The sequence below is a fragment of the Eggerthella sp. BIOML-A4 genome, assembly GCF_009875575.1.
GTDB classification, from domain to species: Bacteria; Actinomycetota; Coriobacteriia; order Coriobacteriales; family Eggerthellaceae; genus Eggerthella; species Eggerthella lenta.
Genome location: NZ_WWRX01000008.1, coordinates 190,834 through 202,951, shown reverse-complemented (window position 1 = coordinate 202,951; position 12,118 = coordinate 190,834). Strand labels below are relative to the sequence as shown.

The window sequence follows — 12,118 nt, the reverse complement described above, 5'->3', positions numbered from 1 at the left end:
ATTCGGCAGGATGCGGGCGACGGTCGACGGATCGCGGGGGATCCTCTGGTATCGTATGCGCAGAAGAACAACCGCGATTGGGGAGGACGTCCGATGCTGAAGGTGCGGCGAGCGCGAGCCGACGAGTTCGACCAGGTGCTGGACTTCTACACGAACATGATCGACGGGATGCGCGGTACGGAATTCGACGTGTGCTGGGAGCACGACGTGCACCCGTCGTCGGCGTTTTTGCGCGCATCGGTGGATGCGGGAGAGGTGTACGTGGGGCTGGTTGAGGACGGCGAGGGCGCGACCTGCATCGCGTCGGCCATGGTGCTGAACGGCGAAGGCGATGCCGGTTACGAAAGCGTTTCCTGGCATGTGGCGGCCGCGCCCGACGAGGTGCTGGTGGTGCACGTGCTGGGAACGCTGCCGGCCTACCACGGCCGCGGATTCGCGCGCGCTATGATGGAGGCGGGCATCGATGTCGCGCGGGCGGCTGGCAAAAGAGCCGTGCGCCTCGACACGTTCACCACCAACGTGCGCGCGCAGAGCCTCTACGAGTCGTGCGGTTTCGCGAATTGCGGCGTTTGCGAAGGCTTCTACGACCGCCTCGGCCGCTCCGCCGTCATGTACGAGTACGCGGTGTAGAAGATCGCGTTATGCGTCGGCGGCTTTCCCGATCGACCGTATTCAGGACCAGCTGCTCTCCGTCCTTGCGGGTGCAAGGTTACTTTCAAGTGCGTTCTTGCGCGGCTCGCGCTCGCTATAGATACTTACTTTAGGGTAATGCCTTGATTTGCGTCCTAGTGGACATCTATAAGTCGCCTCGCGCCTTCTCGGGGATCTGAAGCGCTTGGCGAAAAGACGTCGGCGGTCGATGGGGAACTTTGAGAAAAGCCGGAGAGCGCGTTTTCGCTTAACCGGCATCTTGTCGGTTATAGTGCGGTTTTCTTGCCGACGGAATCGCTAGCTTGGCGATCCTCCGTCTTCTCTATAATCAACCACGTTGCCCGTTGAATCGTTAATCGAGGGAAGTAGGTCGTATGCTCGAGAAAATGGATGATTTAACTTCATGCTCCCTTTCCTATGTCGCTTCGATACTGGGAGGCAAATGGAAGCCCTTTATCGTGTGGTATCTGAGCATGGCTCCCGGCAAAAGGGCGCGCTACAGCGAATTGAGAAAGCGCATCCCTTACGATATCTCCCACAAAATGTTCAGTCAGCATTTAAGCGAGCTGGAGCAAGTGGGGATCATCGAACGTATCGTCGTGGAGGTTAAGCCGCTTCGGGTTGATTATCTTCTCACGGCGAAGGGCGTAAGCTTCGCGAACGTCTTGTATTTCATTCGGGATTGGGGGGCGGCGTATGGGGGATTCTCCGCAGAGACTCTGCAACGCACGAAAGGCACGATGGGTGATGGCGTGCTGATGTACGGCAGTGCCGCGAGCGACGCCGAACAAGGTAGCGGCGAGCGCATCATTTGGCAATTCGACCCCTCTACGTTCGACGTGCGCGGTAGCGCGGGCGAAGAAGATACGGACGAAGCGTAATCTTCGCCTGTCGAAACAAGGGAAAGCCTTCAATAATTTTCGCATTATGCCGACCGCCTTGCGGTTCTTGTCCTCGTTCTCTTCGATTGTCCGTCTGCCTCACTTTCAAGTAAGAAGCGCACTTATAAGTGCATTATTGCGCTGACAACCCTGCGTCAACAGAATACGAGGTAGGAACCGCATCTCGAAGTGACTTGCGGTGCAAGGACGGGGTACGTTTCAGAAAGGATGATCGGCATGATTTCGAGAATCAACTTGCTCAAACGGAAAGAGGGGCTGTCTGCTGAGGAGTTCTCTGCGTATCTGACGCAGGCTCACGCAGGGCTTCTGGCCACGATGCCCTACCTCAAGGGATGCGAGACGAACGTGGTGGTGGACAACGAGCAGCGTTCGCCGTTTGATCGCGGCTCGACGGAAATCGACGGTTACACGGAGATGTTCTTCGACAGCTACGGCGACATGGTGCGTGGCATGGCTGCGCTCGAGGAATCGCTTGCAGCCGATTACGCCCAGTTCGCGGCTCCCGATATCCCGGCGCTCGTGGCGGTGAAGAAGGTCGATACACCGGTTCCCGCCTTTCTCGACGGCGTCAAGCTGATCAAGCGCATGTCCTTTCTCGGGCGAAAGGACGGTGTGAGTGCGGCGGTGTTTCAGGACGAATGGTGGCAGATGCATTCCGCGCTGGTCAAGACCATGACGGGCTATGCAGGCTACAATCAGAACCTCGTCATCGACCGCATTGTGGACGGGGAGTCCGTGCCGTTCGAAGAGCTTCCGATCGAGGGTGTCGTGGAGTTCTGGTTCGAGAACATGAAGGCGTTCGACGAGTGCTACGGAACTCCTGCGTTCAAGCGCACGGGTGCGCACGGAGCTGAGTTCATCGACAACATCACGACATACCTGGTTGAGGCGAAGCCTATCGCAATGGAGCAGGCCTAGTCGAGCTTTATGGCGGCGTGCCCGATGAGGGCCGCCGCCATGCCGGATATTTCGAAAGGTGCAAGGGGAAACCTCCGGAGCGAGCGTTGTCCGCGTTCGCTCAACCCGACGTTCTTGCAGATGCGCCGCATCGTGGCAAGGGCGCCATCAGACCCATTGCGAGCGACGCGGTCGTCTCGGGCTTTTTCGGGAGAGGATGAAATATGGTGGCAACTGAAAAGAAAAAAACTTCGTTGGCCAGGGCGGTGTTCTCGGGGAGCCTTGGAAATATGCTGGAGTGGTTCGACTACGGGCTGTACGGGTATTTTGCAGCGATCATTTCCGCAGATTTCTTCGTTGCCGACGATCCTATCGTCGGCCTTCTGCTCAGCTTCCTGGTCTTTGGAACGGGCTTTCTCGTCCGACCTATCGGCGGCATCCTTATCGGCGCATACGCCGACAAGCACGGAAGAATCAAAGCATTGACGTTGACGATCTTATGCATGGGCGTATGCACCATGCTCATGGGATGCTTGCCAACGTATTCCCAGGTGGGTATTCTGGCGCCGATCCTGCTCACGGTGCTGCGCCTGCTGCAGGGCTTGGCGACGGGAGGCGAATTCGGCTCTTCGCTGACGTTCATCTCGGAGTACGGGACGCCGAACAACCGGGCTTTCCTTTGCAGCTGGCAGCCGTTCAGCGTTGGCTGCGGTCTGCTTTTGGGCTCCGCTGCCGGTCTGCTCGTCACGACGCTCCTGCCCGAAGCCGCTCTGTACGATTGGGGGTGGCGCGTTCCGTTCCTTTTCGGCATCTTGATCGCTTTTTACGGCATGCATATGCGCAAGAACGTTCCCGATTCCCCTGAGTTCCTGAAGGCGAAGGCGGAAGTGAAAGAAGAGGACCATACGCCGGTCAAGGAGCTGTTCCTGCGCTACAAGAAGTCCATCATCACGGTCATCGGACTGCTGGTCGGCTCGAGCGCGACCTACTATATTCTGATCACGTATATGCCGACGTATATCTCGCAGTTCATGGGAACCTCGTTCTCGAGCGCGTTCATCGTCAACACGTCGGTTATCGCGATCAACCTGCTGCTTTGCCCTGTCGTGGGCATGCTCATCGATAAGGTGGGAAGGCGGAGGTGCCTGATCGTCGGTTGCCTTGGGTTCCTTATCTTGTCCTATCCGGTGTTCTACATTTTGATTCAGCAGACCAACGCCGTCTTGATGATCGGCTTGCTGGGGATACTCATCGTATTCCAGACGATTTTGGCTGTCGCCATCGTGGTGGTTTCGGCCGAGGTGTTTCCCACCAAGCTTCGCAACAGTGGGATCGGTTTCTCTTACAACATCGCGGCCGCGGTCTTCGGCGGTTTGGCGCCCCTTGCTGCAACGGCGCTTATCGCTGCCACGGGCGATAATCTGTCCATCACCTACTTGATGATAGGATCCGTTCTCGTAACGCTGTTGACCTCGGTGTTCCTTTTGAAAGGGTATTACGTCAAGGGAAAGAGGGTATCCGATTAGCGAGAAGGGCGCGGGAGGCGACCCTCCCGTGCCCTTTTTAGTTGGGGCGGGTTAGGAAGAAGACGGCATGACCGACGTGAGAGGTCTCGTTCGCACGGCGAGAAGCGCAGCCACCTTTTGTTTGGGCGTCAGCTTGATAGCAAACGTATTCCTTGCATCGTCGATGCTCGACGATTTGAACTTGATGTTGATGGTTGGCGTTATCGCGCTGAGCTTTGCAGCGTCGACCGGGTCGTCGAGAGTCATCGGGATTCTGCTTTTCGCTTCGAGCATAGCTTTGTTGCTGCATTCTCAAGCGCCGCTTGATGTGTGGAAGCAGGCGTTACGGGAAAACTCGTACCTCATCGCCATGTTCGTCCTGGTGCCGCTTTTGAGCATTCCTGTGCAGCATGGGGGATACGGCGAGTCGCTTCGCGAGGTGTTCGTCCGTTACGCAAACACCGACAGCCGTTATTACGCGCTGGTAAGCAGCATGGCTGCGTTCGTCGGAGTGCTTATCAGCATCGCGGCGGTTCCGTTGACCTATGAGGTGTCCCGTGCGAGCGGCTGCAACTACGACGAAAAGCTTCTGGCTTCGGCTCTCAGCCGAGGGTTCATCACCTGCATGATATGGGCGCCGACGTCGGCAACGATTGCTTTGGTTGTCCAGCTGACGGGAGTCGATTGGGTGGCGTTCTTTCCTTTTGCTATCGCATGTGCGCTTATCGCCGGCGCCGTTGGTTTTCTGATGACGTTCGTAAGGGATGAGGCGGCGAAGGCCTCTTCGGATGAGGCGGAGGCGCCTGCGGGCAAGATTGATGCGGGGAAGGTCGTCGAGCTTAGCGCGTTCGCTTTCTTGCTCGTTGTTTCCGTAGCGGCGACGTCCCAGCTGGGCGGGCTTTCCGCCATTGTCGTCGTTGCCATGGCATCGCTGGTTTTCCCCATTGCATGGATGGCTGCCATCGGGCGCCTTCCGACGTATGCGCGGGAATTCAGGGGGGACTACTTCAACAACAAGCTTCCCCAGTCGAAGAATCAGATCGTCTTGTTCGCCGGGGCTGGGTTCTTCGCGCAGAGCATCGGCTATTCCCATCTGGGTGATGCTCTGGTTGGATCTCTTTTGCATATGACGGGGCAAAGCGTGCTGTTGTTGACCGTTGCGATCATCGGTATCACGCTTGCGACGTCGGCGGTCGGTATCCACCCCATTGCGGTCGTTGCCGTGGTGGGAGGGACGATGGGCGCTTCTCAATGGGGCGTTTCGCCCATCTACCTCGCTCTTGTTTTGTCGATCAGCTGGGCGATGGGGAATGCGCTTTGCCCTGCGTCTGCGAATGTCGTGGCCGTTTCCGACATGGTCGGGCAATCGCCGATCAAGGTCAGCCTACGGTGGAACGGTCCGTACGTGCTGGTTGCGACCGCGGTGCTCGTGCTCGTGCTCACCATGGCGAGGATGGGTGGATTGCTGTAGCGGCGATTGCGATCGCCCCTTCATGGAAATGTATCGAAACCGCTGATCAAAGGCTTGATATTGGAGGCTTTGGCAGGGGGTTGCCGCTTACTTATAAGTGCCCTTATGACTTTAAAGTGCGTTATTGAGGCTGATTTCAAATGATCATAGTATGCGGTTATGCGGAGTTCGTAGGCGGTGGTTACAGCGGCGATGCTCATGCAGGCGAGGCGCAGGGGAGCTGCCGAAACACGGGGCCATTTGCACGTTCGATTCAAGGAGGGTGATCACCATGATCAGCAGATGCGGATTGATGCAGAAAAAAGACGGCATGGGCATGGAGGAGTTCAAGGACTACTGGCTGAACGTCCATGGTCCCATCGCAAGCAAGATGGCGAATCTGCGCAAGTACGACCAGCACGTCGTAGTCGATGCCGAGCATCGCCATGCTATCGGACGGGGTTCGGTGGTTATCGACGGGTATTCCGAGCTGCAATTCGACAGTTACGGCGACATGGTCGAGGGCGTGGAGTCGCTGCACGGCGAAGGAGCGAACGATGTCCCGATGTTCGCCAACCCCCATTGCCAAATTCTCGTGCTGGCCAAGCGCGAAGTCATTCGGATCCCGGAGTACCTGCGCGGCAGGAAGCTCATCAAGCGCGTGTCGTTTCTCGGTCGCGCCGACGGCGTTACTTCCGAGCAATTCGTCAAAGAATGGTGGAACGTGCACGACCGCTTGGTGCAGACCGTTCCCGGGTGCGTAGGGTACAACCAGGATCTCGTCATCGACCGCATCGACGGCGGCGTATCCGTTCCGTACGAGGAGCTTCCTGTAGAAGGCGTCGTGGAGATGTGGTTCGAAACGAAAGAAGCGTTCGACGAGTACTACGCTTCCCCCGAATTCGCGCGCGCCTCTGCGCACAGCTCGGAGTTCATCGGGGCGATCAACACCTACCTGACCGAAACCTATCCGGTTGCCTTGCCGTCTGCATAGGAGCCTGCGATCTTCCGTCAAAAAAGCTGCGTTTCAGTAAAGAAGAAGCACGAGAAAAAGGATCAACGATATGAAAGCTTACGAGAAGTTGCTAGAGCCGATAACCATCGGTACCCACCAGTGGAGAAATCGCATGGTCAAAGCGCCGTCGTCCGCGATGTCGTGGGATCCGGGCCAGTTCTGCAACGAGAGGATCATCGGTCTGTACGATGCGATTTCCAAGGGCGGCGCTTCGGCCATCATCTTGGGCGGCATGATCTGCGACGATCCCGCCACTTTGATCGACGATGCCGACGGCGGCGTGTACACCGTGGAAACCTACCCGCTGGGCGGTTTGTACGATGACAAGTTCATTCCCGGCCTTTCTCAGTTGGCTGACGCCGTGCACGGGAACGGATGCGAGCTCATCGCTCAGATATTCCAGAACGGTGCCGCTATCAAGACCAAGGGCGGAGCCTGGTGCTCTTCTACGTTGACCGCAGACGAGCTCCCGAGCCCCGAACCGTACTGCAATCCCACGCGCGGCCTTTCGCTTGAAGAGATCGAGGCGTTCAAAGAGCGCTACTTCGCAGCGGCCGAGCGCGCCAAGAAGGCCGGTCTCGATGGCATCGAGGTGCACGCGGCGAACGGCTACTTCCTGCTGAGCTTCGTGTCGCGCGTGTGGAACCATCGCGACGACCAGTACGGTTGCCAGTCCGTCGAGAACCGCACGCGCTTGGTATGCGAGATCATCCGAGGCGTGAAGGAGCGGTGCGGCGAGGACTTCATCGTGGGCGTTCGCACGAACGGCCAGGAATACGGGCATCCCGATGCCATCACCATCGAAGAGGGCGTGGAGATCGCGAAGTTCTACGATGCTGCCGGGGCCGACTACATCAGCGTGACGGGTTACGGCTACGGTCCGGTTCCTATGCAGTTCGCTCTGGACTACTGGATGTACCCGTCTCCCGACGAGGACATGAAGCAGTTCCTCGATCGTCTGGACGGCGAAGGCCTCTCCATTCCCCCCGCTGCCGCCATCAAGCAGGCCGTGTCGGCTCCGGTGTTCGGCGTCGGCTTCGCAACGCCTGAAAAGGCCGAGGCGGCGCTTGAGAAGGGCGAGATCGACCTGGCGATGTTCGCACGCGCTCTGTGGGCCGACCCCGACATGCCCAACAAGATCGCGGAAGGGGCACCCGAGGACATTCGCCGTTGCAACCATTGCGCAACGTGCGACGAGCTGCGCATGAACGAGACGCCGCACCGCCGTTGCCGCGTGAACCCGGCGTTCCTGCGCGAGCGAGAAATGGCCGTCGTGCCTGCGGAGACTAAGAAGAAGGTGCTGGTGGTAGGCGCTGGCGCCGCGGGTCTCGAGGCTGCCCGCGTCGCCGCCGAGCGCGGCCATGAAGTCACGCTGTGCGAGAAGGAATCCGTCCTGGCCCTCGAGCTCAACCTGGCCACCATGGTGAAGGGCACGGTGTGCGAGAACGTCCCCGCGCTCATCGATTGGCTGACGTCTCAGGCCAAGAAGACGCCGGGGCTTACCATCAAGACCAAAACGACGGTGACGCCTGATTTCGTGCGCGCCATGAAGCCCGATGCGGTCATCGTCGCGACGGGAGGCGTGTACGGCGCGCCCGACGTTCCGGGCATCGACTTGGGTATCGTCTCCACGGTTCCCCAGCTCACCCGCTTGGCCGAAAAGCCGCTCAAGCTCTTCGGCGCAAACGCCATCAACAAGCTCTCCCAGATCGCCCTGCCGGGCATCGGCAAGAACTGCGTCGTCCTCGGAGCTCAGATCGAAGGCGTGCAAGGCGCGATCTTCCTGCGCAAACGCGGAAAAAACGTCACGGTGCTCGAAGATTTGGACACGGTGGGAGAGGGGTTGCCGCCGCGGTACAAGAGCAGGTCGCTTAAGTGGCTGCGGGAAAACGACGTGGAGACGATCACCGGCGTCGAGTACCGCTCGATCGACAAGCGCGGCATCACGTACGTCAAGGACGGCGAAGAGCGCTATCTCAAGGCCGACAGCATCCTGGTGTTCAAGTCTCCCGGTTCCGGCCTGAGCTTGTACGACCAGCTGAAAGACCTGGCCCCCGAGGTGTATCCCATCGGCGCATGCCAGGGACCCGGATCCACGCTCATGGTCGACGCGGTGGGCCAGGGCCGAGCCGTCGCCCTGAAGCTGTAATCGCGAGACGAAGGGAGGGGAGTTTGCAATGAAAGGCTTCGAGAAGCTTTTGTCTCCGATTGAGATAGCGCCGAATTTCGTGTTGAAGAACCGGATGATCAAGGCTCCTCAGTCGTCGTGGCGCTGGAACGAGGACTGCACCGCCGACGGCAGCGATGCCATCGCCATGTACGAGAACATGGCGGAAGGGGGAGTTGCGGCTATCGATGTCGCGGCCATACTGTGGGAACCTGCGGGAGGCATCTACCTGGGCGCTTACGACGACAGGTTCATTCCCGGCATGATCGAGCTCAACGAGGCCGTTCACAAGCACGGGTGCCTCACCATCGGTCAGTTGCATCATATCGGCCCTTCGGCCGGCCCGACCCCTGACGGGCTTCCCCCGATCTCGTCCTCTACGTTGTCCGAGGACGAGATGCCGGTTCCCAAGCCGTGGTGCCAAGCCCCTCGCGGCCTGACGGTCGAGGAGATCCACGAGAAGCAGCGCTTGCAGATCGAGGCTGCCGTGCGGCTGCAGAAGGGCGGGTTCGATGCCGTCGAGGTGCACGTGGCTCACGGGTACTTTCTCGACAGCTTCGTCAGCCCGCTTTGGAACAAGCGCGATGACGAATACGGTTGCCAGAACGTCGAGAACCGCACGCGCATCGTACGCGAGATCATCGAAGGCATCCGCGAGGCGTGCGGCCCCGACTTCGTCATCGGCTGCCGTCTGAACGGGCGCGAATTCCATCCCACGAAGCAGGGTATCACGGCCGAGCAAGCTGCCGAGAACGCCCGAGCGTTCGTGGAGGCCGGCGCCCAGTACATCAGCATCGCCGGATACGGGTACGGTCCCACGCCGTTTCGCTACTGCCCCGACTACTTCCCGTACCCGGAACCCGATCCGTTCATGGAGCCCTTCATGGACGAGTACCGCGGGGTGGGTCTGTGGACGGCCGTTGCTCGGCGGATCAAGGATGCTGTGGACGTGCCGGTCATCACGGCGGGCCGCATGGACGAGAACTTGGCAGAGCGCGTGCTCGAAGCCGGCGATGCCGACGTCATCGCGCTCGGCCGCACGCTGTGGGCCGATCCGTGGTTCGCGCGCAAGGTGGACGAGGGGCGTATCGACGAGATCATGCGTTGCACGCGTTGCGCGAGCTGCGAAGATCCGGTCACGCAACCGCGCATCTGTCGCGTGAATCCCACCTTGGGTCAAGAGCGCCAACTAGCCGCCAAGCCGGTGGCGAAGAAGAAGCGCGTGATGGTGGTGGGCGGCGGTCCGGCGGGCATGGAATGCGCGTGCACGCTCTCCGAACGAGGGCACGAGGTGACCTTGTACGAGAAGGCGGGCGCTTTGGGCGGACGCATCAAGCTGGCGGCCATGATCAAGAGCGGCGGATGCGAAGAGGTCATGCATATCTTCAACCACTTGACCGCCATGATCGAGAAGTCTGACGTCGAGGTGAGGCTGAAAACCGAAGTTGACGAGCAGCTCATCCGCCAAGAAGCTCCTGATGCGGTGGTCGTGGCCGCTTCGTCGCCGTATCGCATCCCCGATATTCCGGGCATACATCGCAAGAACGTGTTCACCATCCCGATGATGTCGAAGCTTGCGCAGGTACCGCTCAAGATGTTCGGTCCGGACAAGCTTGCTTCGATGAGCGAGAAGTTCTTCCCCGTAGGCAAGAGGATCGTGATTTGGGGTGCAGGCGCCGAGGGCGCTCAATGCGCCGAGTTCATGCGCAAGCGCGGCAAGGACATCGTGCTGGTCGCCGAAGATGGGGATGTGGGCGGTTTGATTCCGCTCAAGTACAAAGAACGTATCGAGCCGTGGTTCAATCGCGCAGGGGTTCGTGTTGTACGCGATGCCACAGTGGCTGAATTCGGCAAGCAAGGGGCGCTGCTGAGGTTCTCGCAGGGGGGAGAAGAGCTGGTGCCGTGCGATTCCATGATGGTCATGCTGCCTGAGCAGCGCGACCCGGCGTTTTTCGACATGGCCGCGTCGCTCGTCGACGAGGTGTACGAGATAGGCTCGACGCTCGGCGGCGAGAACGCGTTCCTCAAGCATGCGTTCGCCGACGGACGCCGCGTGGGCTGTCTTCTGTAAGGCATCATCCCGTGTCCCGTCGTGTCAATGCGCGCGACTCGGCGGGACACGGAGTGCATGAAGGGAAACCGGAAGCGACGCGAACCGAGGGAGGTGACTGCCGGGCGAAGCCAGGGTTTCGCACGAGACGGACCGCTGTTCGTTTCGGAATGCAATTTCGAAGGTAAACAAGGAGGAAAGAACAATGTCGGTTAAAACTTATCGTCGCGGGGTCATCCTGATCTGCGCGGCCTTGTGCGGTGCGCTGACGGCGTCGTTGAATATTTGGAGCATCTTCCAGAAGCCCCTGATGGAAGCTTATGGCTTCTCGCCTCAGTCGGTGTCGTTCGCCTACACCATCGTTATCGCTATGATCGGTTTGAGCGGTCCCATCGGCGGATGGCTGCAGCGCAAGGCGCCTGCGCATATCATCATGACCGTTGCCGGCATCGGCTTCGGCCTGGGCTGGTTCCTGACGGGCTTTGCCAGCACCATCCCGGTGCTATACATATCGTTCGGCCTGCTGGTAGGCGTGTGCGACGGTATTTGCTACAACCTTGCCCTCGCTATCGCTACGCGGTGGTACCCTGACAAGCGCGGTTTCGCCAACGGCGTGGCTCTGGCCATCATGGCCATCTACCCGTTGTTCACGGCTCCTATGGGCAACATGATCATCGAGAACTTCAACGTGAGCATCGCGTTCAACATCGTGGGCGTGTTCTGCATCGTCGGCTTCATCGTGCTGTCCCGCTTCCTCAAGATGCCTGCTGCTGATTTCAAGCCCGAGGGTTGGAATCCGCCGGCCGAGAGCGATACGAAGCGCGTGAAGAACTACACGTCCGGCCAGATGCTGAAGACCCCGTTCTTCTGGACGCTGCTGCTGTTCTTCGGCACCGTTGCCTGCACCGGTTGCGTGATGCTGTCCACGGTTTCGCTGGTGGGGCAGGTCCAAGCCGGCATGGATGCTGCGACGGGCGCGCTCATGGTGGGCATCTTCGCCATCGCCAACGGCACGGGCCGTTTGGGTCTCGGCGCCATTTCCGATAAGTTGGGGCGTTTCCAAACCATGTTCGTCGCCGTTGCGGTGACGGCGGTCATCCACCTGTTCCTGTTCGCTAATGCAACGAGCACCGCGATCTTCATCGTGGAGGCATGCATTCTGGGTATCTGCTTCGGCGGCATCATGGCCATCATGCCGTCGGTATGCGCCGATGCCTACGGTCCCGGCAATGCGGGCCAGAACTACGGCTTCATGTTCATCGGCTACACGCTGGCCTCGTTCATCGGCCCGGTGGTTTCCGCCAACGCGCTTGCCACCACGGGCAGCTACAGTTCTGCATTCCCGTTCCTCGGTGCGCTCTGCATCGTCGGTCTCGTGCTGCTGTCGCTGGCGTGGATGTTCTTCAAGAAGATGAAGGCTAAGGACGCCGCTGAAGCGTAAAACGCGTATGTGCTGGTCGGATGCATCTTACCAATAAGTG

Annotated in this window: 9 protein-coding genes; all 9 read left to right on the top strand. The window is 59.4% G+C overall.

Annotated features, from left to right (window positions below; translation table 11 throughout):
* Window positions 1-93 precede the first annotated feature (93 nt).
* Complete coding sequence (locus GT613_RS09455; RefSeq protein WP_114519688.1) at window positions 94-630, top strand: N-acetyltransferase; 537 nt, start codon at window positions 94-96, stop codon at window positions 628-630.
* A 395-nt stretch (window positions 631-1,025) separates the two neighbouring features.
* On the top strand, window positions 1,026-1,532 hold the full coding sequence (locus GT613_RS09450) for a helix-turn-helix domain-containing protein (RefSeq protein WP_009305947.1): 507 nt from the start codon (window positions 1,026-1,028) through the stop codon (window positions 1,530-1,532).
* Window positions 1,533-1,769: 237 nt separating this feature from the next.
* The gene (locus GT613_RS09445) at window positions 1,770-2,471 is read left to right on the top strand and encodes an EthD domain-containing protein (RefSeq protein WP_009305948.1); all 702 of its coding nucleotides are present in this window, start codon (window positions 1,770-1,772) and stop codon (window positions 2,469-2,471) included.
* Between the two features lie 203 nt (window positions 2,472-2,674).
* Window positions 2,675-3,976 (top strand): MFS transporter, encoded by a 1,302-nt coding sequence (locus tag GT613_RS09440; RefSeq protein ID WP_009305949.1) that lies wholly within the window; start codon window positions 2,675-2,677, stop codon window positions 3,974-3,976.
* Between the two features lie 67 nt (window positions 3,977-4,043).
* Window positions 4,044-5,426, top strand: a complete 1,383-nt coding sequence (locus GT613_RS09435) for a C4-dicarboxylate ABC transporter (protein ID WP_114519690.1) — start codon at window positions 4,044-4,046, stop codon at window positions 5,424-5,426.
* Window positions 5,427-5,697: 271 nt separating this feature from the next.
* The gene (locus GT613_RS09430; protein ID WP_015759933.1) at window positions 5,698-6,399 is read left to right on the top strand and encodes an EthD family reductase; all 702 of its coding nucleotides are present in this window, start codon (window positions 5,698-5,700) and stop codon (window positions 6,397-6,399) included.
* A 70-nt stretch (window positions 6,400-6,469) separates the two neighbouring features.
* Window positions 6,470-8,569, top strand: coding sequence for an FAD-dependent oxidoreductase (locus GT613_RS09425; RefSeq protein WP_009305952.1), 2,100 nt, complete (start codon window positions 6,470-6,472; stop codon window positions 8,567-8,569).
* Window positions 8,570-8,597: 28 nt separating this feature from the next.
* Window positions 8,598-10,658 carry an FAD-dependent oxidoreductase gene (locus GT613_RS09420; RefSeq protein ID WP_009305953.1) on the top strand — a complete coding sequence of 687 codons (2,061 nt, stop codon included), beginning with the start codon at window positions 8,598-8,600 and terminating at the stop codon, window positions 10,656-10,658.
* Between the two features lie 184 nt (window positions 10,659-10,842).
* Window positions 10,843-12,078: an OFA family MFS transporter gene (locus GT613_RS09415; RefSeq protein ID WP_009305954.1), complete on the top strand. Its 1,236-nt coding sequence runs from the start codon at window positions 10,843-10,845 to the stop codon at window positions 12,076-12,078.
* The last annotated feature ends 40 nt before the right edge of the window (window positions 12,079-12,118 follow it).